The sequence below is a fragment of the Arthrobacter sp. KNU40 genome (genome assembly GCF_051515115.1).
In the GTDB taxonomy this organism is placed as follows: domain Bacteria; phylum Actinomycetota; class Actinomycetes; order Actinomycetales; family Micrococcaceae; genus Arthrobacter.
Map to the genome: position 1 here is coordinate 2,768,697 of NZ_CP195850.1, position 26,395 is coordinate 2,795,091.

The 26,395-nt window shown below is 63.7% G+C and carries 26 protein-coding genes; 9 read left to right on the plus strand and 17 right to left on the minus strand.

The window, feature by feature from the left end; genetic code table 11:
- Positions 1–16 precede the first annotated feature (16 nt).
- Both ACSKT0_RS12770 and fdxA read left to right on the plus strand, forming a co-directional pair.
- Positions 17–1,492, plus strand: coding sequence for an aldehyde dehydrogenase family protein (locus ACSKT0_RS12770; protein ID WP_437770143.1), 1,476 nt, complete (start codon positions 17–19; stop codon positions 1,490–1,492).
- A 6-nt stretch (positions 1,493–1,498) separates the two neighbouring features.
- Positions 1,499–1,816, plus strand: a complete 318-nt coding sequence (fdxA, locus tag ACSKT0_RS12775) for a ferredoxin (RefSeq protein ID WP_437770144.1) — start codon at positions 1,499–1,501, stop codon at positions 1,814–1,816.
- 2 nt (positions 1,817–1,818) lie between these two features.
- Here fdxA and ACSKT0_RS12780 read toward each other — a convergent pair whose 3' ends face one another.
- The 5 genes from ACSKT0_RS12780 to ACSKT0_RS12800 all read right to left on the minus strand — a co-directional run bounded on the left by ACSKT0_RS12780 (position 1,819) and on the right by ACSKT0_RS12800 (position 4,437).
- Positions 1,819–2,130 (minus strand): hypothetical protein, encoded by a 312-nt coding sequence (locus tag ACSKT0_RS12780; RefSeq protein WP_437770145.1) that lies wholly within the window; start codon positions 2,128–2,130, stop codon positions 1,819–1,821.
- A 31-nt stretch (positions 2,131–2,161) separates the two neighbouring features.
- Complete coding sequence (locus ACSKT0_RS12785; protein ID WP_437770146.1) at positions 2,162–3,169, minus strand: isopenicillin N synthase family dioxygenase; 1,008 nt, start codon at positions 3,167–3,169, stop codon at positions 2,162–2,164.
- 53 nt (positions 3,170–3,222) lie between these two features.
- Positions 3,223–3,570: a VOC family protein gene (locus tag ACSKT0_RS12790; protein WP_437770147.1), complete on the minus strand. Its 348-nt coding sequence runs from the start codon at positions 3,568–3,570 to the stop codon at positions 3,223–3,225.
- A 75-nt stretch (positions 3,571–3,645) separates the two neighbouring features.
- Complete coding sequence (locus ACSKT0_RS12795; protein ID WP_437770148.1) at positions 3,646–3,942, minus strand: hypothetical protein; 297 nt, start codon at positions 3,940–3,942, stop codon at positions 3,646–3,648.
- Positions 3,943–4,044: 102 nt separating this feature from the next.
- Positions 4,045–4,437 carry a nuclear transport factor 2 family protein gene (locus ACSKT0_RS12800; RefSeq protein WP_437770149.1) on the minus strand — a complete coding sequence of 131 codons (393 nt, stop codon included), beginning with the start codon at positions 4,435–4,437 and terminating at the stop codon, positions 4,045–4,047.
- Positions 4,438–4,612: 175 nt separating this feature from the next.
- Here ACSKT0_RS12800 and ACSKT0_RS12805 point away from each other — a divergent pair, with 175 nt between their 5' ends.
- The 3 genes from ACSKT0_RS12805 (at position 4,613) to ACSKT0_RS12815 (ending at position 7,051) form a co-directional block, all read left to right on the plus strand.
- Positions 4,613–5,464 (plus strand): alpha/beta hydrolase, encoded by an 852-nt coding sequence (locus ACSKT0_RS12805; protein WP_437770150.1) that lies wholly within the window; start codon positions 4,613–4,615, stop codon positions 5,462–5,464.
- Between the two features lie 58 nt (positions 5,465–5,522).
- Positions 5,523–6,206, plus strand: coding sequence for a hypothetical protein (locus ACSKT0_RS12810; protein ID WP_437770151.1), 684 nt, complete (start codon positions 5,523–5,525; stop codon positions 6,204–6,206).
- A gap of 392 nt (positions 6,207–6,598) precedes the next feature.
- Positions 6,599–7,051 carry an Hsp20/alpha crystallin family protein gene (locus tag ACSKT0_RS12815; RefSeq protein WP_437770152.1) on the plus strand — a complete coding sequence of 151 codons (453 nt, stop codon included), beginning with the start codon at positions 6,599–6,601 and terminating at the stop codon, positions 7,049–7,051.
- A gap of 19 nt (positions 7,052–7,070) precedes the next feature.
- On the opposite strand, the gene ACSKT0_RS12820 is transcribed toward ACSKT0_RS12815, so the two are convergent.
- Positions 7,071–8,549: an MFS transporter gene (locus ACSKT0_RS12820; RefSeq protein ID WP_437770153.1), complete on the minus strand. Its 1,479-nt coding sequence runs from the start codon at positions 8,547–8,549 to the stop codon at positions 7,071–7,073.
- 123 nt (positions 8,550–8,672) lie between these two features.
- On the opposite strand from ACSKT0_RS12820, the gene ACSKT0_RS12825 reads away from it, so the two are divergent.
- Positions 8,673–8,900: a hypothetical protein gene (locus tag ACSKT0_RS12825; protein WP_437770154.1), complete on the plus strand. Its 228-nt coding sequence runs from the start codon at positions 8,673–8,675 to the stop codon at positions 8,898–8,900.
- Between the two features lie 24 nt (positions 8,901–8,924).
- Here the strand turns inward: ACSKT0_RS12825 and ACSKT0_RS12830 are convergent, their stop codons facing one another.
- From ACSKT0_RS12830 to ACSKT0_RS12875, 10 genes are all read right to left on the minus strand, one after another.
- A complete protein-coding gene (locus ACSKT0_RS12830; protein WP_437770155.1) occupies positions 8,925–9,335 on the minus strand; it encodes a hypothetical protein in 411 nt (136 codons plus the stop codon).
- An 88-nt stretch (positions 9,336–9,423) separates the two neighbouring features.
- On the minus strand, positions 9,424–10,896 hold the full coding sequence (locus ACSKT0_RS12835) for a rhamnulokinase (protein ID WP_437770156.1): 1,473 nt from the start codon (positions 10,894–10,896) through the stop codon (positions 9,424–9,426).
- Positions 10,893–12,932: a bifunctional aldolase/short-chain dehydrogenase gene (locus tag ACSKT0_RS12840; protein ID WP_437770157.1), complete on the minus strand. Its 2,040-nt coding sequence runs from the start codon at positions 12,930–12,932 to the stop codon at positions 10,893–10,895. Before ACSKT0_RS12840 ends, ACSKT0_RS12835 begins: the two co-directional genes overlap by 4 nt.
- A 4-nt stretch (positions 12,933–12,936) precedes the next feature.
- The gene (gene rhaI / locus ACSKT0_RS12845; protein WP_437770158.1) at positions 12,937–14,103 is read right to left on the minus strand and encodes an L-rhamnose isomerase; all 1,167 of its coding nucleotides are present in this window, start codon (positions 14,101–14,103) and stop codon (positions 12,937–12,939) included.
- Entirely contained in the window at positions 14,100–14,483 is a 384-nt protein-coding gene (locus ACSKT0_RS12850; protein ID WP_437770159.1) for an L-rhamnose mutarotase, read from the minus strand. Before ACSKT0_RS12850 ends, rhaI begins: the two co-directional genes overlap by 4 nt.
- Positions 14,480–15,928: an arabinose isomerase gene (locus ACSKT0_RS12855; RefSeq protein WP_437770160.1), complete on the minus strand. Its 1,449-nt coding sequence runs from the start codon at positions 15,926–15,928 to the stop codon at positions 14,480–14,482. Before ACSKT0_RS12855 ends, ACSKT0_RS12850 begins: the two co-directional genes overlap by 4 nt.
- 112 nt (positions 15,929–16,040) lie before the next feature.
- Entirely contained in the window at positions 16,041–17,102 is a 1,062-nt protein-coding gene (gene rhaS, locus ACSKT0_RS12860) for a rhamnose ABC transporter substrate-binding protein (protein WP_437770161.1), read from the minus strand.
- 79 nt (positions 17,103–17,181) lie between these two features.
- On the minus strand, positions 17,182–18,264 hold the full coding sequence (locus ACSKT0_RS12865) for an ABC transporter permease (protein ID WP_437770162.1): 1,083 nt from the start codon (positions 18,262–18,264) through the stop codon (positions 17,182–17,184).
- Entirely contained in the window at positions 18,257–19,300 is a 1,044-nt protein-coding gene (locus ACSKT0_RS12870; protein ID WP_437770163.1) for an ABC transporter permease, read from the minus strand. Before ACSKT0_RS12870 ends, ACSKT0_RS12865 begins: the two co-directional genes overlap by 8 nt.
- On the minus strand, positions 19,297–20,841 hold the full coding sequence (locus ACSKT0_RS12875; RefSeq protein ID WP_437770164.1) for a sugar ABC transporter ATP-binding protein: 1,545 nt from the start codon (positions 20,839–20,841) through the stop codon (positions 19,297–19,299). The genes ACSKT0_RS12870 and ACSKT0_RS12875 overlap by 4 nt, the downstream gene beginning before the upstream one ends.
- Before the next feature lie 238 nt (positions 20,842–21,079).
- On the opposite strand from ACSKT0_RS12875, the gene ACSKT0_RS12880 reads away from it, so the two are divergent.
- Positions 21,080–22,090 (plus strand): LacI family DNA-binding transcriptional regulator, encoded by a 1,011-nt coding sequence (locus ACSKT0_RS12880; RefSeq protein WP_437770165.1) that lies wholly within the window; start codon positions 21,080–21,082, stop codon positions 22,088–22,090.
- Positions 22,091–22,185: 95 nt separating this feature from the next.
- On the opposite strand, the gene ACSKT0_RS12885 is transcribed toward ACSKT0_RS12880, so the two are convergent.
- Positions 22,186–22,812: a TetR/AcrR family transcriptional regulator gene (locus tag ACSKT0_RS12885; protein WP_437770166.1), complete on the minus strand. Its 627-nt coding sequence runs from the start codon at positions 22,810–22,812 to the stop codon at positions 22,186–22,188.
- A gap of 134 nt (positions 22,813–22,946) precedes the next feature.
- On the opposite strand from ACSKT0_RS12885, the gene ACSKT0_RS12890 reads away from it, so the two are divergent.
- Positions 22,947–24,878: a primary-amine oxidase gene (locus ACSKT0_RS12890; protein ID WP_437774024.1), complete on the plus strand. Its 1,932-nt coding sequence runs from the start codon at positions 22,947–22,949 to the stop codon at positions 24,876–24,878.
- On the plus strand, positions 24,875–26,389 hold the full coding sequence (locus ACSKT0_RS12895) for an APC family permease (RefSeq protein WP_437770167.1): 1,515 nt from the start codon (positions 24,875–24,877) through the stop codon (positions 26,387–26,389). The genes ACSKT0_RS12890 and ACSKT0_RS12895 overlap by 4 nt, the downstream gene beginning before the upstream one ends.
- Positions 26,390–26,395: the final 6 nt, after the last annotated feature.

A 26,395-nucleotide genomic window follows, 5' to 3' on the forward strand; every position in this document is an offset into this window, starting at 1 on the left:
AAGCCAAAGGATTACCATGACTTCCACCGCTACCGAATCCGCAACCTCCACCCGCAAGGATGTTGCCGCAGCGCAGCACCTGATTAACGGCGAATGGATCGGAGACCCAGAAATCCAGCGGATCAACCCGGCCCGCCCGGAGGAACTCGCTGCCCTCTCCCCGCGAGGCACCGCCGATGACGTCGACGCGGCCATCACCGCCGCTGCCGCCGCCCAGCCGGCTTGGGCAGCCCTGCCCGCCCCTGCCCGCGGCGCCATCCTCATGACCGCCGGCAACCTCCTCCTCGAGCGCCAAAGCGCGATCGCCGAGGACCTTGTCCGCGAGGAAGGCAAAACCCTCGTCGAAGCCAAGGGAGAGGTCAAGCGCGCCTCGGACGTCCTGCGCTTCTTCGGCTCCCTCGGCTGGGCCGCCACCGGCGAAGTACTTCCCAGCGGCCTCCCGGACACCACCATCACCACCCGGCGCGAGCCGCTCGGCGTCGTCGGGCTCATCACCCCCTGGAACTTCCCCATCGCCATCCCGGCATGGAAGGCCGCCCCCGCACTCATCAGCGGCAACGCCGTCGTCATCAAGCCGGCCGAACTCACCCCGCTCTCCGCGACGCACCTTGCCCGCGCCCTGCAGGACGCCGGGCTTCCCGCCGGAGTATTCAACGTGGTCCACGGCAAGGGCCGCGTGGTCGGAGACGCTTTGGCACGTGATACCCGCATCGCAGGGCTGTCCTTCACCGGATCCACCAAAGTGGGGCTCGGACTCCAGGAAATCCTGAATGCCCGCCGCGCCCGCGTCCAGCTCGAAATGGGCGGCAAGAACGGCGTCCTGGTGCTCGACGACGCCGATCCGCAGAAGGCCTCCGCGGTAGTCGCAGCCGGCGCGTTCGGGCTCACGGGCCAGGCGTGCACGGCAACGTCCCGGGTCTACGTCACCCCGGGCATCCGGGACGCGTTCCTCGAAGCCCTTGTTGTGGAGGCCGCGGGCTACACCGCCGGTGACGGGCTCGACGGCGCCAAGATGGGCGCTGTGGTGAGCAGCCAGCAGTTCGAACAGGACCAAGCAGCGGTGCGCACCGCCGTCGAACGCGGCGCCACCCTCCTTCACGGAGAGTACGACGGCGACCCCTCCGGCGCTCTGCTCTTCCCAGCCGCTGTCCTCACTGACATTGCCTTTGACGATGCCGCCGTGACGGAGGAAATCTTCGGTCCGGTGGTCGCAGTCCTGGGGGTGCCCGATTACGAGGCCGGCCTCGCCGCGATCAACGGCTCCCGCTACGGCCTCACCGCAGGCATCTGCACCGATTCCTTGGCCTTGGCCACGGACTTCGCCGCGCGGGCGCAGGCCGGAGTGATCAAGGTGAACCGTCCCACGGCGGGTCTGGATTTGAACGTGCCGTTCGGTGGCGTGAAGGACTCCTCCACGAACACCTTCCGGGAGCAGGGCAAGTCCGCACTGGACTTCTTCACTTGGGGCAAGACCGTTTACACGGGTGTATAGCGCGTCATGACCTACGTGATCGCGCAGCCCTGCGTGGACGTCAAGGACAAAGCCTGCATCGATGAATGCCCGGTGGACTGCATCTACGAAGGCGAACGCTCGCTCTACATCCACCCGTCCGAATGTGTGGACTGCGGCGCCTGCGATCCCGTGTGCCCGGTCGAGGCGATCTACTTCTCGGACGACGTTCCGGATGAGTGGGCAGATTATGTCCGGGCCAACGTCGAGTTCTTCGAGGAACTCGGATCCCCACAAGGAGGATCGGCACTGGGGAACCTCGGCCGGGACCACCCCGTGGTTGCAGCGGCACGAGTCGCGGGCTGATGTTAAGCGGCCAGCGTGGCCTGGATCGCCTGTCGAAGCGATTCCAGGCTGGGCAGGCCGGAGAGGCCACCAGCCCTACGGTAGACGCGACACGTCATGGCCGGCTCTGTCGCAGAGGGGAAGAGGTCAATTCCGTCCACCGTGAATGTCGGGGATCCGTGGAATCCGGATGCTTCGGCCTCTTCGTCGCTTGTGATCTCCCTGGCCGCAATCAAGGCCGGGTCCTTCCCTTCCAGTTCAACGGCCCGGGAGAACAGTTCCCGGGCCGCGGTGCCATGGGGACAGTCCTGTATGGTGAGCAATTCGAAATCCATGACCCCATTATCCGGCACCGTACTGTCAGGCTCACAGCAGGTCGGCATGATGCTCTGCGACGACGTTCGGGTGGGCCCGAAGCCGGTAGCGGAGGGCGTTGTCCCCGTAGGTTTCCAAAATCGGACTGTTCGTCGGGTCAACCGACAAGCCGCGGGCTTTTGCCTGGAACTCCGGGCTTACGGCAAGCTGCGGCATGGTCGCGTCAAGTGCAGGATTGTAGAAGAACGGAAGGGAAATCCGGTCCGTGCCTCGAAGCGGTGAGATGACCCGGTGCAGGGTCGCCTTGAGGTAGCCGTTGGTGGCCAGTTCCAGCATTTCGCCGATATTGACCACGAAAGTCCCCGGCACTTGGGGCGCGTCGATCCACTTCCCTTGATACTCGACCTGGAGACCGCCCTTTCCTGGCTCAACCAAGAGGAGTGTCAGCACACCTCCATCACGGTGGGACCCCACGCCCTGCTTGGGTTCCGGGTTCGACTCCCCCGGATATCTCACGATCTTGAGGACAGGGAAAGCCCGTGCGGCGAATGCCGCATCAAAAGTGTCCTCGGGCGCTCCGAGGGAAACTGCCAGGGCCCGCAACAGGGTCAGCGAGATAGTACTTAGCCGTTCGGTCCATTCCGAGACAATCTCCCGCATTTCCGGCAGCGCATCGGGCCACAGGTTGGGCCCCTCGAGGCGCCAATATTCCGCGACACCGGGACCCGGCTCAACAGTGTCACGTTCGACGCCGATGTCGATCTGCTCGCGCCAGTCGATCCCGCCGTCCGTGAGCTCGCCGCCAACGCGGGTGTAGCCGCGGAACTGGGGGCTGCGGACGTTCTCGATCGCGAGTTTTTCCTCCTCGGGCAGCTCGAAAAAGCGGCGCGACACGTCGAGAATGGCGTCCGTCAACTCCTTCGGGATGCCGTGGCCGGCCAGATACAGGAAGCCAACCTCATGCATGGCATCGCGCAGTTCGTCACGGAATCGGGAGGCCTCCTCCGGCCCTGCATCCAGACGGGAGAAGTCGATTACGGGCAATGTATCGAGTGTCAATGCACTTGTCCTTTTCATCGAGTGGTGCAAGTGTGCGGATGATCCCCGTCGCCTCAGCCCTCCCGTTTGGGATGCCACACACCGAAACGGTTGCCGTGCGGGTCCAGGAGGTGCGCGAACTCTATCGCGCCGTTGTCGACGAACGGGATGGCTACGCTCGCACCGAGTGACTCGGCCCTGGCGATCGCGGCCTTCACATCGTCGACTTGCACGTAGAAGATCGCCCACGACGTTTCCTCGAGCGATGACGTGTCCCACAGCCCGCCCTTGTCGCCATTCACCATCTGGTAGCTGGCAGGCGAGGACGCACCGAAAGTCCAGTCGAAAAGCGAGCTGTAGAAGGCCCGCGCGCTCTCGGGATCGGGAGAACCGACTTCGAAGTAGTTCACTATCGAGGCCACGACTGTTTCCTTTCCACTTCCGCCGCGAATGGACGGAGGCCGCCCGCGAGACCTGGGGGCGGCCTTTTCGAATAGTTAGGGCATGACCTTGTACAGATCGACGACGGTCTCTTCCGGGGGCGACTCGAATCCGCCCTCGATGCCCGCCTGCATGCGGGGCATGAGAATGCCGTCGCGGAAGTTCTCCCAACTTTCCTTCGATTCGTGGACGGCCATGATCGTCCAACCGCCGGCCGAGGGGCCTGCGGCATGGAAAGTCTGACCGTCGGGCAGCAGCCCCTCTCCTGGGTGGACAGCGGCAATTGACGCCTCGTATTGGTCCTTCGTGCCTCCTGGGAAGAAGTGCACAACTCCATAGGGTGCGGCTTCCATCTCTGCTCCTTGCTGGTGTGGACGGGTATGGACATGCCAAGCAATAGACCCCGCTACCCAGGATGTCAATGGGTTTTCAGGGCCGGGATCCGAAACCGATATTCAGGTCCAGAATTCGTCTGCCTTGGCTGTGTCCTCGAAGAATTCCCGGCCCTCTACAACCTTTCCGTCGCGGAGAACGAAGGAGATGGCGGTTGCGATGTCCAGGGTCTTTCCGTCGCTTTCGGCGCGGCTTTGCTGGAGCCCGATGGTGTGGTTTTCTCCACCCACGATGTCTTGGACCGCCGCTTGGAAGGTACCTTGGGAACGCGCTCCCAGTTCGCCGAAATAGGCCAGGATGGCGTCTCTTCCTTGCTTCGTGCCGGAGAGTACGCCATTTCCAGCTGCGTACCAGACTGCGTCCTCCGCGAACAACTCGCTGAGTGCCGCCAAATCACCCGTGTTAAAGGCCTCGTATCCACGCCGGACCAATTCAGCGTTTTCTGTAGCTCCCATGTCGCATACCTCTCCGTCATCCTCGTCGGTCAATGGGACGGCTTAAGGCTATTCCCGGGCAGGGTGCCTGTCGATGGGGAAAGCCTTGGATTCGGGTGCCACGCGATGGACCGACAACGGCAATTCAGTGGCAAGCTGGACCACAAAGGGCCGCAGCGATAAAGAGGGTAAAGCCGTGATTGAGACCGCTGAAGCCGTTCTTCACGACGGCACGACGATCCCCATAACCTTGCACGGAAGCGGACGCGCCCTTCTGCTCCCGGCCCGCTTCGCCCCCTATCCGCCGGAGGAAGCAGCAACGATGCGCCGCTGGGGCGCTGATCCGGACCTGGGCTCCAAGCTGGTGAACGGACTCGCGCGATCCCACCGCGTCGTCGTCGCCGATTATGAAAACCACCGGATGGCACACCCTGCACCGGACACCCTTACTCCAGGGAATGTCACGGCTGATCTCCTTGCCATCGCCGACGCCGCTGAGGCCGGCAGCTTCGCCTACTACGGCTACTCCTGGCTAGCACTCTGCGGCCTGCAACTCGCAATCCGCACTGACCGGCTTTGGGCATTGGTGATGGGCGGATTCCCACCCCTGGATGGGCCCTACGCGAGCATGTTGGCGGTGACCCGGGCAGCACATTCGATGTCCGGACAATCCGCCGACCTGGTTCCTTCGCCGACCACTGACGTTGAGCCTGGAGACTGGGATTCGGTGCCCGTTCAAACGAACGAAGCCCAGACCCGTCAATTCGTGACCCTCTACGAGGCCCTTCAAGGCTTCGACGATTCCTCCGCCGAAGTCCCGCCGGGCTTGCCTCGCCTCGCCTTCGCGGGGGCGGAAGACCGGATCGACTACGGCCCTGCATGGGGCAACGTTCACGTAAAGATCGGCGAGCCCCTGACGACACACCAACAAGCCCTCATTGACGCCGGTTGGGATGTCCGGGTGCTCGCTGGCCTCGACCACATCGGAGCGATGCATAGCTCCGTCGTCTTGCCCATCCTGACGGACTGGCTCCGGAAGGTCGGCTAGGCCTGCTTGCTTTGACGAGGCTCTTGAGACACGTCCGGGCCGGTGGGACGATGAAGCCGTGAATCCCTTCCTCGAATTTGTCGGCCACTACTGGTGGCTGGTCTTCCCGCTGAGCGGATTGGCCGGCGGTTGGGCGCGGTCCTGGTCCAGGGCCAGTGAGCGGCGGCACCGCCGTCGGGTGGAGCTCTATCAGCTCAAGAACCGCGCGGCGGAATCGGAGCACGCTAGCCAGGCAGAGGTGGTGCGGCTGCAAGAGGCCCACGACGCCGTGAACCGGCGATGGCTCGAATACGAACTCGACGTCGGAAAACTCATCGATTTTCCGGTCATGTCGGATGTCCGCGAACCGCTCACGGTGGCGTTTCTTCGGGCCAAGCGGGAGGCTGACGGTCTGCGTCCGGCAACTCCGGGAGAAATCACGACGGCGGCCCGGCTGGCCGAGTATCGCGCGGCCGTCCGGAGCTTCGAGCTGGCGTTCGATGTGGCAGAGCGGGAAGCCAAGCGCATCAAGGACGGCAACTTCACTGAACCCGAGCGCCAGCGGCTGGCGACCGCCAGGAAGCTGCTCAGGATCGCTTCTGACAGTGCAGCGACGCCGGCAGAGAGGCAGACGGCCTATAAGCGTGCCCGACGCGAATTGGATGGGCTGATTGTCCTGCCCGACGCGACCATCGCGGCCTTGGAAGAGAAGATCGAGGGAATGCTCGACGCCCCAAAGGCTCCGGACTTCCATCAAAGCTGAGAGGAACCGATCTCAGTGTTTGACACGACGAATGATCACGTACCTGTGATGCTTCCGATGCCGGGTCTTGGTACGACGTGGAGTCAGTCCCAGCGGGGGCAACCCAAGCGCTTTCCGCCTGGCTGACAAGCGAATATTTGCGTAGATCAGAAATAGGAAGAAGCCCAGTGCCGGGATGAGCAGCACCAATATCCACGGTAAATTGCCCACGGCACGCCTCCTACGCTCAGTCTCCGGCCCGGCGTAACTGACGTCAAGAGTGCGATATTCGGTAGTGGCTACCCGACTCCTCTGAGACCAAGGGCTATCCACGGGACCATGCTAGGCGTAGCTTTCTTCTCATCCCGGCACGCCTAACTTGGCCCGCAGCCGGTACCTACCAGGAGGTCATCATGGACAACCTATTCGGACGCGGCGGACTCGGAGTACCGGAGCCGCTCCGACGCTTCCTTCAAGGCGAATCCGACCCTTCGCTCCGCATCGAGCAATACCAAGAGGGGGACACGCTGGTCGTCAGAGTGGATCTGCCGGGAATCGACCCCGAGACCGACGTCGACATCAGCATTGCCGACGACACCCTGCATATCGAGGCGCGGCGCGAGGAGGATGCCGAACACGTTGACAAGAAGGGCTACCGCACCGAGCTCCGCTACGGCGAACGGACCCGCAGCATTCCGCTGCCCCGCGGAGTGAGCCAGGACGGCATCGTCGCCACGTACGAGGACGGCGTCCTCGAAATCCGTCTCCAGCTCCCCGAACAGTCAGAGCCGCAGACCACGAAAATCCGGGTGGTCCGAACGGGTGGTCGAGAGGCCAATCAGTCTCCGGAGGACCCGGGCAACTAGCCCGACCGAGGACGCGAGCCTAAGGGCCCCCTCCGTTTGGGCGCCGCACTTTTTGGAGCCGCGGGGCTGGCCGCTTGCCCTGCGGAGCAGTAGCCTCAAGGGGCGTGACGGGCATCGCGAGGACAGCGACGACGGTGAGCGCGGCGCTCACGAGCACCGCGAGAAATACCGCCGCAGAAGCGAATACCACCGATTGCGGATTCTTAGCGCCACCGGGGCTGCCGGCGTAGATCGCATTTGCCACGGCGCCGAAAACGGCTACTCCAAGCGAACTGCCAATGGATCGCGCGAAGAGGTTGGTGCCCGTCACCACTCCTCGTTCGTGCCATTCGACACTGGACTGGGCCGCGATCAGGCTCGGGGTTGCCAGAAGCCCAAGTCCGAGCCCGGCAACGAAGCAACTCCCTGCGACGAGCAGGATGTTCGGTGTGTAGGCCGTCACGGCGAGGGCCGCCGAGCCGATAAGGGTAACGGTGATTCCGATCAGGGCTGTTGCCCGAAAGCCGATCCGAAGGTAAAAGCGGCCCGACTGCGAAGCGCTGATCGGCCAGCCGATCGTCAGGGCCGCCAGGGACAGGCCCGCAGCCAATGGCGACACCGAAAGCGCCCCTTGAAGGAAGGTCGGAACGTACGAGGTGAGGCCAAGTACGACTGCCCCGGCTCCAAAGGAGATCAGTGCGGTCGTGCCGAGAAGACGCCTCGAAACGACCCACGGCGGAAGGACAGGTTCAGCTGCCCGTCGCTCGACCAGGACGAAGGCAACAAGCAAAACTGCGCCAATGGCGAATACTGCGATGCTGATCGGAGAGTCCCAGGCCCAGGCCTGGCCGCCTTCCAAGGCACCGAGGATGCCCAAGGTCAACGTGACCGTGAGAAGGGCGGCTCCAAGATAATCGACGCGGTGCTTTACCCGCTCGATGTTCTCCTGGAACCTTTGAACCAGCATCCACGCAGCCACGATGCACAGCGGAATGTTGACGAGGAAGATTCCGCGCCAAACTCCAAGCGACGAGAACACCCCGCCCAGAGTTGGGCCCACAACAGACGACGTTGCCCACACGCTGGCGAGGTAGCCTTGCACCTTCGCGCGCTCGGCGAGGGTGTAGATATCGCCGGCGATGGTAATGGCCACAGGCAGGACCGCGCCGGCACCCAGTCCCTGCACCACGCGGAAGGCGATGAGCGCAGGCATGCTCCACGCAAGCCCGCAAAGGATGGATCCGAGAAGGAAGAGTCCGATGCCAGTGAGAATGATTGGCTTCCGACCCGCCATATCGGAGAGTTTCGCGTAGACCGGGACCGAGACGGCCTGCGCGAGCAGGTAGGCGGAGAAGAGCCAAGGGAACGAGGCGAACCCGCCGATTTCATGAACGATCGAAGGCACAGCGGTCGCCACGATGGTTGCATCGATCGCGACAAGGCCGCTCGAGAGCATCAGGGCTATGAGTATCGGGCCCCGTTTGGAACGGAAGCCGACCCCGTCACTTTGAGTTGCCATGTCCGGCCCTGTCTTTCCCCTATGCCCCGGCGTATCCTAATTACGTTTCCGGCACCGGCTTTGGCCGGCATTCTTCTCTGCATCCATCATTTATCCCTGCACCCACTCAGTTAGGCGCCATCCATGGAGATGAACATCAGGGACCACTGGGACATGCTCAGCCCCGAAACACGACATTGGCTAACCGACAACCCCGGATGCGTGGTCCTGCCGCGAACCATCGCGGAAATAATCCACCAGGAAACCGGGATCACCCCGGATGCCGACCGGCACAGCCAGGTCAGCCTCTCCCCTGAGGATCTGAAATTCATACTGGCCAAAGCTGAAGAAAATACGGTCCGGCCGACGTAATCGATGCCTGGGCAGTCGAGCGCGTCAGTCCTCGCCGTCCTCATCCGCTGGGTCCGGTGGACTGGCTGCCTCACGTAGTGGTCCCACTGCTCCGTCCGCGCCGTAGTCGCCTTCGGCGTACTGGCCGATTTCCGATTCCGCTGTGCGCCCTGGAACGGCTCCCGCCTCTCCGAGGTCTGCTTTTGCGTAGCGCCCGGATTCCTTGGCTTTCTTACCCAACGGTTCGGGCAAGCCGCCTTGACTGCCGGCTGCGCCGTAGTCGCCTTCGCTGTATTGGCCTTCTTCGTCCTCGGACTGCCGACCGGGCTCCGTTCCGCTCTTGCCGTAGTCTCCCTCGACGTACCGGCCCCGGAGGTCCGGTTCCTCGGGAAGTCCGTTTTCCTCCCCGCCTTTCTCCTCTTCAGTGGGTTCTTCGACGCCGCTGCTGTCGGTCATGATCTTGCCTTTCCCGCAACGAACCTTGCGTCTCTTCGGCGCCCCTTAAGTTTATCGACGGGCTTTGCGGGGCAACAGGGCGTCAGCCCTACGGACTCTGAAGTACCAGTTTCGGCTCGTAGCTTTCAAGCTGGACGCTGGCCCTTACAAGTGCCCGGAGTTCGGACAGGCCTCCCGTAACCACTCCGGCCGCCCGCGCCTGGACCAGTACGTTTCCGAGCGCCGTGGCTTCCACGGGACCGGCCACAACCGTCTTGCCGGCGGCATCTGCGGTGAGCTGGCAGAGCAGCCTGTTCTGCGAGCCCCCACCCACGATGTGGACCACGGACGTCTGCTTGCCGGACAGTCCTTCGGCCCGTGCCAGGGTCCTGGCGTAGGCGGCCGCGAGGCTGTCCAGGATGCAGCGCACGACGGCGGCCGGCCGGTCCGGGAGGACGGCACCGCCGGCGCGGACCGCGGATCTGATGCGTTCGGGCATGTTGTCCGGGGCGATGAACGCAGGATCGTCGGCATTGATCTGCGGGCCGCCGCCGGGAAGTGCCGCCGCGGACTCCAGGAGCGCGGCTAGCTCCTGCCGGTGCCCTTCGGCGGCCCAGGTGCGTTGGCATTCGCTGAGCAACCACAGGCCGCCCACGTTGCGCAGATACCTGATGGTGCCGTCGACGCCCCGCTCGTTGGTGAAGTTGGCCAATCGGCTTGTTTCATTCAGGACCGGGCTGTCCAGCTCAACGCCCACGAGGGACCAGGTGCCGGAGGAAATGTAGGCGAAGTCTTCTTGCTGCGCGGGAACGGCTGCCACTGCCGAGGCGGTGTCGTGCGATCCCACGGCAACCACGGCCGTCTCCGCTCCGAGGCCCGTCCGGGCTGCGACGTCCGGCAGCAGCGTGCCTATGGTCTCGCCCGGCTGGATGATGGCCGGGAACAGGTTCTTTGGCAGGCCGAGTGCCTTGAAGAATTCTGTGGCCCACTCCCCCGTGACGGCGTCAAAAAGCCCGGTGGTGGAAGCATTCGTGGCCTCGGTACGGCGTTGCCCTGTGAGCTTGAACGCGATCAAGTCCGGGATAAGCAACGCCTGGACGCCGTGCAGTTCACGTTCGGTGGCGAGCTGGTAGAGCGTATTGAACTGCAGGAACTGCAGCCCGGTGGTGGCATAGAGCCGCGCCGGGTCCAGTACCTTGTGGACGTCCGCAACGGCCGTTCGGGCGCGCTCGTCGCGGTAGCTGAACGGCTGGGTCCGCAGGGCACCGGAGGCATCCACGAGTCCGTAGTCCACTGCCCACGTGTCGATGCCGATGCTGGCAATCCGCTCCCCGCTCGCGGCGGCCGTTTCCGCGGCCGCCGCAAGTCCCGTGAGCACCTCATCGAACAGGGCGTGGAAGTCCCAGTGGAGTCCGCCGTCGAGCTCTACGACGCCGTTGGGGAAACGGTGCACTGTTTCGAGCGAGACTGATTTTCCGGACGCAGCCCGCCCGCCGGTGACCCGGCCGAGCATGACGCGGCCCGAGGACGCTCCGATATCGACCGCGGCGAAAACGCCGCGGGCACTGGATTGTCCGCTCATCGGAGGAAGGCTGCTGCGACGCCCGCGTCCACCGGGATGTGCAGGCCGGTGGTGTGGGAGAGTTCGTTGCTGGTGAGGACGGCGGCCGCGTTGGCCACGTGCTCGGGCAGGACTTCGCGTTTGAGCAGGGTGCGCTGGGCGTAGTACTTGCCCAGTTCCTGCTCGTCGACGCCGTAGACGGCGGCGCGCTTGGCGCCCCAGCCTCCGGCGAAGATCCCGGAGCCGCGGACCACGCCGTCGGGGTTGATGCCGTTGACGCGGATGCCGTACTCGCCCAGTTCAGCGGCCAGCAGGCGTACCTGGTGGGCTTGGTCTGCCTTGGTGGCGGAGTAGGCGATGTTGTTCGGGCCGGCGAACACCGAGTTCTTCGAAGAAATGTAGACGATGTCCCCGCCCATGCCCTGGTCGATCATGACCTTCGCCGCGGCCTTCGAGACCAGGAACGAGCCCTTGGCCATGACGTTGTGCTGCAGGTCCCAATCCTTCTCCGTGGTTTCCAGCAGGGGCTTGGAGATCGACAGGCCTGCGTTGTTCACCACCAGGTCCAGGCCGCCGAAGGCCAGGACGGCTTCCTGGACGGCCGCGGCGATCTGGGTTTCGTCGGTGACGTCTGCCTGCACGCCGAGGGCGACGTCCGGACCGCCGAGTTCGGCCGCGACGGCCTGCGCGTTGTCCAGGTTGAGGTCCGCGATGACCACGCAGGCGCCTTCCGCGGCGAGGCGCGTCGCGATCGCCTTGCCGATGCCCGACGCCGCCCCAGTCACGAGCGCGATGCGCGTGGCGTGCGACTTGGGCTTGGGCATCCGGGCGAGCTTGGCTTCCTCAAGGGCCCAGTATTCGATCCGGAACTTCTCGGATTCCTCAATCGGGGCGTAGGAGGAGATGGCCTCGGCGCCGCGCATCACGTTGATCGCGTTCAGGTAGAACTCCCCGGCGACCCGTGCAGTCTGCTTGTCCTTGCCGTAGGAGAACATGCCCACGCCGGGGACCAGGACGATGGCCGGATCCGCGCCGCGCAGGGCCGGCGAATCGGCGTCGGCGTGGCGGTCGTAGTAGGCCTGGTAATCCTCCCGGTACGCGGCATGCAGTTCCTTGAGGCGCGCGGTGCTCTCCTGGATGCCGGCGCCGGCGGGCAGGTCCAGGACGAGGGGCTTGACCTTGGTGCGCAGGAAGTGGTCCGGGCAGGACGTGCCCAGCGCCCCGAGGCGCGGGTGCCCGTCGCCTTCGAGGAACTCCAGGACACGCGGATCGTCGCTGAAGTGGCCCACCTGCGGCTTGTCGGCCGAGGCGAGGCCGCGGATGACGGGAGCCAACGCGGCCGCTTTGGCCCGTCGCTCGGCTTCCGGAAGCGCGGCGTAGCCGGGGAGCTTGCCGCCGAACGGCTCGGCCTTGCCGTTCTCCGCGATGTAGCGTTCGGCCTGCTCGATGATCCAGAGGGAGTTGGCCTCGGCTTCCCCGCTCGTAGCGCCCCAGGCGGTGATGCCATGGCCGCCCAGGATGGTGCCGATGGCCTGCGGGTTGGCTTCCTTGACCGCGGCAATGTCCAGTCCCAGCTGGAAGCCCGGGCGGCGCCAGGGAACCCACACGACCTTCTCGCCGAAGACCTTGGAGGTCAGCGCTTCGCCGTCCACTGCCGTCGCGATCGCGATGCCGGAGTCCGGGTGCAGGTGGTCCACGTGCGCGGCGTCCACGAGCCCGTGCATCGCGGTATCGATCGACGGCGCGGCGCCGCCCTTGCCGTGCAGGCAGTAATCGAAGGCGGCCACCATGTCATCTTCGCGCGCGACGCCGGGGTAAACGGCCTTGAGTGCCTGCAGCCGGTCCAGCCGCAGCACGGCCAGGTTTTCTGCCTTCAGCGTGCCCAGATCGCCGCCGGAACCCTTGACCCACAACAGCTCGACGTCCTCGCCGGTGACGGGGTCCTTTTCCGTGCCCTTCGCGGACGTGTTTCCGCCGGCGAAGTTGGTGTTCCGCTTGTCCGCGCCCAGGCGGTTGGAACGGCCGATCAATTCTTCAACAGTCTTGTTGTTGCTCATGTTCCTAAGCGCCCCATCCGGCTTGCTGGCCGCCCACGCGGTCCTCGTTGATCTTCTTCTGGTAGCCGCTTGCCCTGAACGCCGTCATCGGATCAGCAGGCAGGCCGCGCGATTCGCGCCACTCGGCCAGGACCGGCCGGACATCCGTGTAGAAGGCATCGTTGAAGATGCCGTTTGCGGCCAGGACATCGCCTTCGCGCTGCGCCTCGGCCAGCGCGTCCATGTCGATGAGCAGGGCACGGGCCGTCATTTCCTGAACGTTGAGCACCGAGCGGATCTGGCCCGGGATCTTCTCCTCCAGGTTGTGGCACTGGTCCAACATCAGGGCGACGCCCGAATCCTTTCCGAAGCCGCCGCCGCGGATGACCTCATGCATGATGCGGAACAACTGGAAAGGATCCGCGGCGCCGACGATCAGGTCGTCGTCGGCATAGAAGCGCGAGTTGAAGTCGAAGGATCCGAGCTTGCCCAGGCGCAACAACTGCATGACGATGAACTCGATGTTCGTGCCCGGGGCATGGTGGCCCGTGTCCAGGCACACGAAGGCCTTCTCCCCCAGGGCCAGCGTCTGGGCGTAGGAGGTACCCCAGTCCGGAACGTCGGTGTGGTAAAAAGCAGGCTCGAAGAACTTGTACTCCAGGACCAGGCGCTGGCCTTCGCCGAGGCCCGCGTAGATTTCCTGCAACGATTCCGCCAAACGGTCCTGCCGGCCGCGCAGGTCGTCCTGTCCCGGATAGTTGGTGCCGTCCGCCAGCCAGACCTTCAGGTCCCGGGAGCCCGTGGCATGCATGATCTCGATGCACTCCAGGTGATGATCGATCGCCCGCCGGCGCACGGCTGCGTCGGAGGACGTCAGGGAACCGTATTTGTATTCGTCGTCCTGGAACGTATTGGAGTTGATGGTCCCCAGCCCGACGCCGAGGTCCGCCGCGTACTCGCGGAGCGCGGAATAATCATCCACCTTGTCCCACGGGATATGCAGTGCCACGGTCGGCGCAAGGCCCGTCAGCTCGTGGACTTTCGCGGCGTCGGCCAGCTTCTCCTGGATGGTCCGCGGGGTGCCGGGCGTGCCGAACACCTTGAATCGCGTGCCCGAGTTGCCGTAGGCCCACGAGGGAACCTCGATGGCCAGTTCCCCGAGGCGGCCCAGGGCCGTTTCCGTGGTGTTCATGATTGTTCCTTCTGCGGTTGATGGTTGTCCTCTGAGGCGCTGGCCGCGGACAATTGGTCCTCGAGATTGAAGATTTCGGTGAGTTGGACGAATCCCTGATCCGGTGCCCCGTCGAGGTCTTCGAAGAAGCGGGACATTTCGGCCTGCCAGCGGGAGTTGACGTCCCTGACTGCCATCCTGGATTGGGCTTCCGGCAGGTTGTCGGTTTCGAAGTAGCCGATCAGCAGCCCGTCAGCGCGGAGGAAGAGCGAGTAATTGTCCCAGCCGGAGGACTTCAGTGCCTGGAGCATCTCCGGCCAGACCGCGGCGTGGCGGCGCGTGTATTCCGGGATGAGTCCGGGTTTGAGCTGGAGCTGGAAGCAGACACGCTGGGTGCTCATGGCAGCACGACCTGCCGGTGTGCGATGCCCAGCAGGGACGCTGCTGCCTTGATGTCCGCAGCGCGGTGTCCGACGCAGAGGGCCCAGTGGTGGCCGATGCCTGTTTGGCTCCACTCGTCGACCCAGACTCCTGGGTCTCCGCCGAAGTCCACGCGGGAGGTCGTGTTGCCGATCGCCAGTAGCGGTCCGGGCACTACTTCGCCTTCGGAGGTGATGAACACGAAGCTGCCATCGGGGTCCTGACCGAGGCCGAACGTAGTGACCGGTCCGTGCCGCACATCGAATTCAACCGAGACGCCCCAGCCGCGTTTGCCGTGGTAGACGCCCAGTCCGCGCAGCAACGGGTCCCGCGCCGAGACAGCCAGGTGCGCCGGCCCGTCGTGGCCCATTTCGACAACGTTATCGAAGAAGTTCAGTGCCTGGATCTCGGTGAAGGACCCGCCTGCGCCGATCGCCTGCGCGGCCAGCATGGCGATGGACGTCCGCAGCTCGAATTCTCCTGCCATCGGGATCCCCCGGGCCGTGAGAATGGAGGAGCCCAGAATCATTCCGGCCCCCAGCCGTTCGTGCTGTTCTCCGGCAAGTCCGCGGTGGTAGTACGCCACGGAGTCAAGATCGAAGTCCTGCACCAGACGGTCCAGGCCCACCGAGACTTTGGCGCCCCACGCAAAGTCGTCGTCGTTCACGGAGTCGTCCAGCACAAATAGCTCGCGGGCCAATTCGAGCCGTTCCGCTACTTCTGACTCTGTCACCGCGTTCACGCGTTCACGCAGGTCATCGAATTCAAGCACCTCCACATGGGAGCCGAAAGTGGTCGAGACGGTGGTCAGATCGGTGGCGACGTCCAGCATTCCCGGGTAGAGGTGGCCCATGAGTCCGTGGCGGGCGTTACGCAGCCGGGCGCGCACGCCGGCGGCGTGGACCCACTGGGTGATCCGCTCCCAGGCGGATTCCTGCTTAAGGTGCCCGGAAACGGAGCGGAAGTCGATTCCGGCGCGCCGGAAGACGTTGGCGACCTCGGGCACCGGGCATTGGCCGCAGTAGGCCAGCCACTTGCCCGTATCGAAGTTCGCGTGGTCCATCGCCTCGGTGGGCTGCAGGTCGATCACCAGTACGGGGGTCTTGGCCCGTTGGGCTATCGGCAGCACCATGGACGATGTCAGGTAGGTGGTCAGGAAGATGACGATCAGATCGCAGTCAGCCCTACGCAGCTTCTCGCCGGCCGCAGCCGCTTCCTGAGCGTCGGAGATGAAGCCGGTGTCGATGACTTCGGCGTCGAGTCCCTGGAAACGACCGGTGACGTAACGGACGGACTCCTGCAGCTGCGGCAGCAGTTCCGGAAACTGGGGCCAGTAGGCGCCCAGCCCACCGGAGACCAATCCGATGCGGGTGGAGCGACGCCGGTGCAGCCGCAGCAGCCGCGCGGCCGATTGTTTCTGGTTCATTTTGGGGGCCTTCCGGAATGAAAGAGGGAACTCTGGGGCTCCGTAACGGTGGGGCGGAAAAGAGGACGCGCCGGGCGGACCGTCTGTTGCCCGCCCGGCTGCCTGGTATGGGTCAGAAGTTGTACTTGTCGATGTTCGCGGTGTTGAAGACCGTCGGGGGCCCAACGATCACGACGCCGCCCTTCCCGACTTTGCGTTCGCCGAGTTCTCCGGCCGTGAACGTGTCTCCTTCGGCGCCGGTCATCTTGCCGTCTTTGAGGGCCTTCCCGGCGTACGCGGCGACGTAGCCAAGTTGCGCCGGATCCCAGAGGGCGAACTCCTTGACGGTTCCGTCCTTGACGAAGGGGCGCATTTCATTGGGCAGACCCAGCCCGGTGAGGGCAACTTTGCCCTTGTATGCGGACGTTGAGAGGTACCGGGCGGTGGCTGCGATGCCGACGGTGGTCGGGGAAATGATGCCCTTCAGGTTCGGGTGGGCCTGCATGAGGCCCTGCGCTTCCTGGAAGGACTTGGTGTCATTGTCATCACCGTAGACCTTGGCCACGAGTTTGATGTCCTTGTACGCCGGGTTGGAGGCGAGTTCCTCCTCCATGTACTTGATCCACTCGTTCTGGTTCGTGGCGTTGGCGGTGGCCGACAGGATGGCGATTTCGCCGCTGCCGCCGATCTGCTCGGAGATCAGCTTGGTCTGGATCAGGGCTACGTCCTTGGCCACCACCTGGCTGATGAACACGTCGCGGCAGTCGGGCTTGGTGTCCGAGTCGAACGCGACGATCTTGGCGCCGGCAGACCGCGCCTCTCCCAGGGCCGTGCACACGGCGTCGGGGTCGTTGGCCGCGATCACAATGACATTGGTGCCGGCCTGTGTCTCGGCGTTGATGAAGGAAACCTGGCTGGAGGCGGAGGCCTCCAGCGGGCCGACGACCTGGGAAGAAGCGAAGCCTGCTTCCGCGGCACCCTTCTTGCCGCCGCCCAAGACAACGTCCGTGTACGGGTTGTTCAGCTGCTTGGGGATGAAGGTGATTTTCAGATCCCCTCCCGCTGCGCGGCTGCTCCCACCGGCAGATCCCGAGCCGCTGTTGCAGGCTGTCAGCGCCAGCGCGGCCACGGCTGTAATGGCCACCATGGTCGCTAAACGGCCGGCTTGGCCTTTGTTTCTGCGGTTCAACATCATTGTTCTTCCCTTTTCCTCGTACTGTAGGTACATCCGGTCCCAGGTGGGCACGGTTGCTGCGGTGTTTGTGTGCCGGTTTTCAGGTGGTCTTACGGGTGAAGCTTCGGCGGACGCGCCGGGTATGCCGCCATTGCTTGATGGCCGAGCCGATGCTCGGTGCCACAACGGAGAGAATGAGCAGCAGTCCGGTCACGGTGATGAGGACGACATCGGATACGCGTGCCAGTCGCAGGGCGTAGTTGAGCGTCCCGATCAGCAGCACTCCGGCAACGACTCCGGGGATCGACCCTTTGCCGCCGAAGATCGACACTCCGCCCAGAAGTACGGCGGCGATGACTGCCAGTTCCAGGCCGGAGGCGTTGTCGCTGCGGGCGCTGGTATATCGCAGCGTCCAGTAGATACCAGCGAGTGCTGAAACGGCGCCGGATCCTACATAGAGCCAGAATTTGCTGCGGGCCACTTTGATGCCCACAAATCCGGCGGCTTCCTTGCTGTATCCCATCGCGAAGAGCCCGCGTCCGAACGGCGTGAAATGGAGCAGGATCCCGAAGAAGATCATCACGAGGACGGCGCCGATCATGACGCTCGGAATGCCAGTGCCGCCGAGTTTGGAGGTGAAGAATGCTGTGAGAGCCTTTGGGAAGTTGGCCACGGCATTGTCTCCGATGATCACGAGGGCAAGGCCGCGGAACAATGCCAGGGTGCCGATCGTGACCGCGAGCGAGGGCAGTCCCAGCACGGCGATCAGGAATCCGTTGAACATTCCGGCCGCTATTCCGCTCAGCAGGCTGATCGCGAGGACCATCCAGATATCCATGCCGCCGGCCCAGAGGACTCCCATCAAGGCACTGGTCAGGCCCGCCGTGCTGGCGACGGAGAGGTCGATTTCGCCCGTGATGATAATCAGCGTCATCGGCATCGCGATAAGCAGGACCGGGATCACGTCCAGGAGCAGGAACCCGGTAGTGACCGGTGAAGCGAAGCGCGGGATGGCAATGGCTGCATAGATTAGGAAGGCGGCCAGGCCGTAGATGGTGATGGCGTCACGACCCGTCAGGATTCGCGCGGCGCCGGTCCTGCCCTTAGGTTCGCTGGCGAGCGGTTTGGTGCTATCGGCAACGGGAGCCGGGGCCGCGCTGGTGGTCGAAGTGCTTTCAGACATTGCGAGCCTCGCTTATCCGCAGTTTCTTGGCTGTGCGCAGGCTTGCCACGCGGTCGATGATGATGGCGGTGAGGATTAGCACTCCGACTATGGCCTGTTGCCAGAACTTGTCGACCCGCAGTGCGGTCAGGGAGCTGGTGATGGTAGTCAGGAGAAGGGCACCGAGGGCGGCCCCCGCCACGGACCCGCTGCCGCCAAAGATGGCCACGCCCCCGACGACGGCGGCGGCAACTACTGTCAGTTCCATGCCGGTACCCGTGGTGGCTCCCACGGAGTTGAAGCGGCTGGCGTAGAGGACACCGGCAAGGCCTGCCAAGGCCCCGTTGGCCAGGAAGGCCAGGAACACCCGCTTGGACACCTTAATGCCAAAGGCCGTGGCCGCATCCGGGTCCGAGCCGATGGCGTACAGGTCCCTGCCCGGACGGGTGCCGGACATGTAGACAGCAACGGCGATGACGACGACGATGGCAAGCAAAGTAATCATGGGGAACCCCACCACGGTGTTCACGGACAGGGCGCCGAAGGCGTCGGGCCGGTCACCGGCGAAGAACTGCTTACCGCCTGCCCAGGCGTTGTTCAGCCCTCGGAAGACATAGAGAGTCCCGAGCGTAATGACCAGGGCGGGCACTTTCGCCACCGTCACCAGGAGTCCGTTGAAGGCGCCCAAAAGTGCCCCAAAGGCCATCCCGATCGCGAAGACCGCGATGATCGGAAGTTCGGGCATCGCGGAGAAGACGGAGCCTGTGCCGAAGGCAACCAGTCCCAGCATGGAGCCGACGGAGAGGTCAATGTTCCGGGTGATGATCAGGAGGGTCTGCCCCGCCGCCAGGATGATGATGATCGTGGCGTTCAGGAGTAGGTCCTTTACGCCCTGGGGAGTGAGAAACAGTGGGTTGATCAGGTAGGTGACGATCACCAGAAGAGCCAGCGCGATCAACACAGGCAACTCGCGCAGCCGCAACAACGAGGCCACGGCGCCCCGCGCGCCTGGGGCGGGCGTCGTCATTGCTTTCCTGTGGTCCAGAGCTGAGCTCATGGGGTACCTCCTACGGAAGACGTGGCTGCGTGCATGACCGATTCGGGATTCGCGTCGGCGCGGTCAAATTCTGCGGTGATCCGGCCTTCACGCATGACCAAGACCCGGTCCGCCATGCCGAGGACCTCCGGCAGCTCGGACGAGATCATCAAAACGGCGATGCCCCGGCCGGCGAGGTCGGAAATGAGCCGATGGACCTCGCTTTTCGTCCCGACGTCGATGCCGCGGGTAGGTTCGTCAATGATGAGCAACCGCGGGTCGGTGGCCAGCCACTTGGCAAGCACTACCTTTTGCTGATTTCCCCCGGAGAGCGTGGAGACGGCATGTTCCTGCGAGCCGCTCTTGACCTGGAGCCGCTTGCTCCAGTCCTGGGCTGCACGACGTTCGGCGGCACGGTTAATCAAGCCTGCCGTCGCAAATTTGTGGCGCAGCGTGAGAGTGACGTTCCGGGCCACGGACAGGCTCATGACCAGGCCCTGCTTACGGCGGTCCTCGGGAACAAAGCCCATGCCCGCGGTGATGGCAGCCTGTGGATCCCGCGCCTTGAGTTTGCGGCCCTCGAAGCTGATTTCACCGGCATCGTAGGGATCGATGCCGAACACGGCGCGCGCCACCTCGGTACGGCCGGCACCTACGAGTCCGGCCAGCGCGACGATCTCCCCCGCTCGGACCTCGAAGCTGATATCTCTGAAGACCCCGGGGCGGCTGAGCCCTTCCACTTTCAGGACCACATCCCCGATCTCCGCAGCTGTCTTGGGGAACAGTGCTTCGATGTCGCGGCCGACCATCTCGCGGACTATCTGCTCCACCGTCACTTCTGCGGTCCGGTGGGTGGAGATGTACCGGCCGTCTCGCATCACAGTGATCCGGTCGCACAAGTCAAAGACCTCGTCGAAGCGATGCGAAATGAAGAGAATTCCGGTCCCCTTGTCCCGGAGGCTGCGGGCTACGGCGAACAGCCGTTCCACTTCGACACCGCTAAGGGCGGCCGTAGGCTCATCCATGACCAGAATCTTGGCGTCCAGCGAGATGGCCTTGGCGATTTCGATGATCTGCTGGTCCGCAATGGAGAGGCCCTCGGCGATGCGCGTCGGATCGATGGGGACCCCAAGCCGGTCGAAAAGCTGGTGGGCTTCCCTGACCATGGTTGCCTTGCTGATCAGTCCGAACCGGCCCTTGGGCTGGCGGCCAATGAAGATGTTTTCAGCGACGCTCAGGTCAGGAAAGAGCGTGGGCTCCTGATAGATCACAGAGATTCCGGCGGCTTTACTCTCGCCGACATTGCGGAACTGGACGCTTTCGCCACCCACCTTGAAGTCGCCCGAATCCGGGTGGTGCAGGCCTGCGAGGATCTTGACCAGGGTCGACTTCCCGGCGCCGTTCTCGCCGACCAGTGCGTGGATTTCGCCAGCCTGGATCTCGATGGTTCCGTCGGCCAGGGCGACCACCGGGCCAAAGGTCTTGGCGGCGTGGGCGAGGGAGAGGGCCAGCCCTGACGATTCCTCTGCGGGACCGGACCGGGAACTGTTTGTCTGCTGCATAAAATTGACCGCACCTTTGGGGCTTCGTGAACTGCGAAATGAATCGTTTCAGAGCTGCTGTGTTTTGAATCATATGGGCATCGCGATGCAGTCGTCAAGAGGTTTTAGGTTCCCTTTTGATTCGTTTCATTGAAAGGGTTCAAATCGGGCTCCGGACGGGTATCCTGAGGACACTAACTTGCTTACCAACGCTTGCCCCTCCAAACGGCAGCGACGTCCGCACTCAGGAGCTCAAGAAATGGTTTCAGCCAGCGTCAAGGATGTCGCAGCGTTGGCTCGGGTCTCCGTGGGGACGGTTTCCAACGTGTTAAATCGGCCGGAAAAAGTGTCTACGGACGTCATGGCTCGGGTACAGGCCGCGATCGACCAACTCGGCTTTGTCCGCAACGACGCCGCACGCCAGCTCCGCGCAGGCATGAGTCACAGCATCGGATTGGTGGTCCTGGATGCCGCGAACCCCTTTTTCACCGATTTGGCCAGGGGCGCCGAGGACCGAGCCGCCACGGAGCACTTTACTGTCCTGGTGGGCAACAGCAACGAGGACGCAGAGCGGGAGGCGGCTTACTTGGATCTCTTTGAACAGCAACGCGTCCGCGGGGTGCTCCTTTCCCCGGTCGGCAATGTGATCCCACGGCTGGAACAGTTGCGCCGGCGGGGCATCCCCACGGTTCTCGTGGACCGGCAGACGGACAACTTGAGCTTTTCCTCCGTCGCGGTGGACGACCTTGCCGGTGGCGAAATGGCTGTTGCCCACTTGCTATCCCTGGGCCGTCGGCGGATCGCGTTTGTCGGCGGCCCGGCGAGCATTCGTCAGGTGACAGACCGTCTCTCGGGGGCGCGCAAGGCAATTCAGGCGCCAGCCAATGCAACCCTGGAAGTCGTCGAGACAGATTCCCTCACCGTCCTCTCGGGTAGGGCCGCAGGTGAGGCCATCCGCCACCGGCCCGCAGCCGAACGTCCGGATGCGATCTTCGCGGCCAACGATCTGCTTGCTGTGGGGGTTCTGCAGGGCCTGATGTTAATGGGCGGAGTGCAGGTGCCAAAGGAGATAGCACTGATCGGCTACGACGATATCGAGTTTGCGGCCGCTGCCGTGGTCCCTCTGTCTTCCATCCGGCAGCCAAGCGCACTGATTGGGTCCACGGCTCTGGAATTGCTGCTCCAGGAAGCTAACTCGGAGACAGGATTTGAACCCACTCAAGTAGTTTTTCCTCCTCAGCTGGTGGTCCGGGCGTCCACCCTTAGCTGACTGAGGAGGGAGTCCACGGATCCGCCGTCAATGATGCGGCCGTTAGACGACGGCCGCCCGCCCAGCGAAGGGCGCTCTTTCGGCGCGTTCAAGACTTACTTCGAGCCGGCCGTTGGCACGAAAGCGTCCTTTTCGGAGGAAATGAGCGATACATAGGTCTCCAGTTGGGACCGTAGCTGATCCGCCGAGTGGTGTTCCGGCGTCAGCGTGGCCGTGATTTGGGCACCGAGCGCGAATGTCATGATCCCGCCGACGATGTCGTCGTCGTTCAGCCCCTCCTTCAGTTCGCCAAGTTCCCTGGCTTCACGGAGCTTGTCGAACAGGGCTTCACGCCATTGCTCCATTGAGGAATCATGCAGGGCGGCCTTCGCCGGGTCCGTCAGTGCGCGCTGCCAGAAAGCGATCGCGATTCGCGCCTCGTTAAGCCTCTCGGCGTCGAGCGGCAAAATTTCATGGCAATAGCTGCGCAAAGCGGACAGGCCCCGCAGGCCGGCGGTGGAGTCGCTCATGCGGGTATTCGTCTGGTTGAAGACGTGGGCGAAAGCGAACGTCAAGAGATCGTCCTTCGTGGGGAAATACGGCTTGAGCGCGCCGTTGGCAAAGCCTGCTTCCGTTGCTATCTCGCGCATGGTGGCACCCTCGATCCCCCTGCTGGCGATGATCCGCCACGTGGCTTCGACCAGCTCCACCCGGCGCTTGTCGTGGTCTACGATCTTCGGCACGCTTTCCCCAAATCTTTTTTTCTACAACCGTTGTGACTCAGATTACACGATGCTATTCTCTACACACATAGAAAATAAACCGCCACTCACAAAGGCCTTCCATGAGCACAACTTCCTCTCCAGAAATCGCCGACATGGCTGAGTTTGCCGGACCGTCTCCCTATGCCTTGACCAGCGCCGAAGACATCACGGCCGTCAGGGGCATTTTGGCCGACGCCGGACTCTTCGACGAATCCATCCGGATCGCCTACCTTGGCCTGCTTGATCCCCCTCGCGATTCAGGAGCGCACGTATCGGGGACTCCGGACCGCAGGTTCAGGGCGTTCCTACATAACGTTTCATCCGGTGCCGCACAGGACGTCGTCGTTTCTGTGACACACCAGGAAGTCGTCTCGAAAGTCGAACTCGATACGTCGGTAACGGGCGAGCTTCCGGTCATCGAAGAAGAATTCGAGGTGGTCGAAGAGATCCTCGCCCAGGACGAGCGATGGCTCAATGCCTTGGCTGACCGGAATCTCGATGTCAGCAAAGTCAGGGTCGCTCCCCTGTCAGCCGGGGTCTTCGAATACCCCGAAGAGAAAGGCCGCCGGATCCTGCGCGGCTTGGCTTTCGTCCAGGAGTTCCCCGGCGACAGCGCCTGGGCCCACCCTGTGGACGGGCTGGTCGCCTACGTCGACGTCGTGAGCAAGACCGTCGACCAAGTCCTGGATTTCGGGCCGGTCCCGGTTCCGGAAGAACACGGCAACTTTACGGACCCTGAGCTGACCGGGCCGATGCGCACCACCCAGAAACCGATCCACATCACCCAGCCGGAAGGTCCGAGCTTCACCGTCCACAATGGGAACCACGTCGAGTGGGAGAAGTGGAGCCTGGACATCGGCTTCGATGTCCGGGAAGGCGTAGTCCTCCACAATGTCGCCTTCGACGACGCCGCTCGCCGCCGCAGCATCCTCAAGCGCGCCTCGATCGCCGAAATGGTGGTCCCGTACGGCGATCCCTCTCCCGTGCGCTCCTGGCAGAACTACTTCGATACCGGCGAATACCTCGTGGGCCAATACGCCAACTCGCTCGAGCTCGGCTGCGATTGCCTTGGCGAAATCACCTACCTCAGCCCGGTAGTGAGCGACTCGTTCGGCCGGCCACGGGAGATCCGCAACGGCATCTGCATGCACGAAGAGGATTGGAGCATCCTCGCCAAGCACAGCGACCTCTGGAGCGGTGTGAACTACACCCGCCGGAACCGGAGGCTCGTCATCAGCTTCTTCACCACCATCGGCAACTACGACTACGGCTTCTACTGGTACCTCTACCTCGACGGCACCATCGAGTTCGAAGCCAAGGCCACCGGCGTCGTCTTCACAAGCGCCCACCCCGGGAAAGGCTACCCGTACGCCTCGGAGCTCGCCCCGGGCCTGGGTGCTCCCTTCCATCAGCACCTTTTCAGTGCCCGCCTGGACTTCGCCATCGACGGCCTGAGCAACAGGGTCGAGGAAGAGGACGCTGTCCGCGTACCCATGGGAGAAGGCAACGAGCGCGGCAACGCCTTCGCGCGCCGTCGGACGGTGCTCAAGAGCGAATCGGAGGCAGTGCGCGAGTCCGACATGGCGGCCGGGCGCGCCTGGATCATTTCCAATCCCGAATCACTCAACCGCCTGGGCGACCCTGTGGGGTACAAGCTCCACGGACAAGGGCATCCCATGCTCCTGGCCGACCCCCAATCGTCCATCGCCCGGCGTGCGGCCTTCGCTACGAAGGACCTGTGGGTGACCCGCTACGACGAGAATGAGCGCTACCCCAGCGGCGACTTCGTCAACCAGCACTGCGGAGGAGCCGGATTGCCGTCCTACATTGCCCGCAACAGGGACATCGACGGTCAAGACATCGTCGTGTGGCACACCTTCGGGCTGACCCACTTCCCCCGACCCGAGGACTGGCCGATCATGCCCGTCGACACTGTGGGCTTCAAACTACGTCCCGAAGGCTTCTTCGATCGGAGCCCCGTCCTCGATGTCCCCGCGTCGAAGCCCGCCGAAGGCGGCCACTGCCACATGGAGGCCCAGAAATGAGTTTAACAACAGGGAAAGAGACCACCGAGGTGGGCCACCCGCATCACCATCGACGCCGTCTCGGCGTCCCGGCGGTGACTTTCATGATCATCGCCGCCTCGGCTCCGCTCACCGTCCTCGCCGGCGGGGTGACGACGACGTTTGCCGTCACCGGGGTCACCGGCGTGCCGCTCTCCTTCCTGCTGCTCGGCGGAACCCTCGCCGTGTTCGCCGTCGGCTACGCGGCCATGAGCCGGTACGTCGTCAACGCCGGCGCCTTCTATTCCTACGTAGCCCAGGGCATCTCCCGGCCGGTCGGCGTCGGGGTTTCGATGGTGGCCCTGATGGCCTACAACCTGATGCAAGTCGGCATCTACGGCCTCTTCGGCTTCACCGTCTCAAGCCTGATCAACGAACGCTTCGGCGTCACTGTCCCCTGGTGGATTCCGGTGCTGGTCTGCATCGCCGTCGTCGCTTTCCTCGGGGTGAACCGGGTGGACCTGTCAGCGAAGGTCCTCGGGGTGCTTGTCGGCCTGGAGTTCCTCGTGGTGATTGTCTACGACGTCGTCTCCTTTGCCGTGGCACCCGAAGGAATCAGCGGAGCACCGCTCAGCCCGCAGAGCCTCTTTGTACCGGGCGTCGGGGCGGTCCTCTCCTTCGGCATCGCGGCATTCATGGGATTCGAATCGGCAGCGATCTACGGCGAGGAAAGCAAGGACCCCAAACACACCGTCGCCCGTGCCACCTACACTGCCGTCGCCATCATTGCGCTCTTCTACGCTGTTTCCTCCTGGGCGATGGCGGTCGGCACCGGACCGTCAGCCGTGGTGGACGCCTCAGCGAAACAAGGACCGGACCTGATGTTCGGTTTCCTCAGCGACCACGCCGGTGTTCTTCTCGCCGACCTGGCCCGCCTGCTCTTCGTCACGAGCCTCTTCGCGGCACTCGTCAGCTTCCACAATGCCGCGGCGCGCTACTTCTTCTCCTTGGGCAGGGAGCGAGTCCTTCCCCGAAAGCTGGGCGCAGTCCGGCGGCACAGCGGCGCCCCCTACGCCGGGTCGATCGCCCAGACGGTGATCGCCGTCGTGGTCACGGTGGCATTCGCCATCGCGGGGACCGGATCGTCGCTGGGTGATCTCTACCCTGTCCTGACCATGTTCACGTGGCTGACGAACGACGGCGCGATGGGACTCGTCCTCTTGATGACCGTTGTTTCGCTGGCCGTCATTGGATTCTTCCGCAAGAACAGGCATGACGCTGGAATCTGGACCCGCGTGATCGCCCCTGCCTTGGGGTTCGTGCTCTTGGCCGTGATTTTCGTTCTGATCGTAGTCAACTTCAACGTCCTGCTGGGCCAAAACGAGACGAATGCCCTGACGTTCATCCTGCCGGCGACGATCATCGTACCTGGATTGGTGGGGGTCGCTTGGGCATTCCGCCTCCGCCGAAGCAATCCCGCCGTGTATCGGCGCATCGGGCACGGCGAAGAGGGGCCGGCGGCCGTGCACCTCGGGGACGAAGAAGACTTGTAGCGCCTG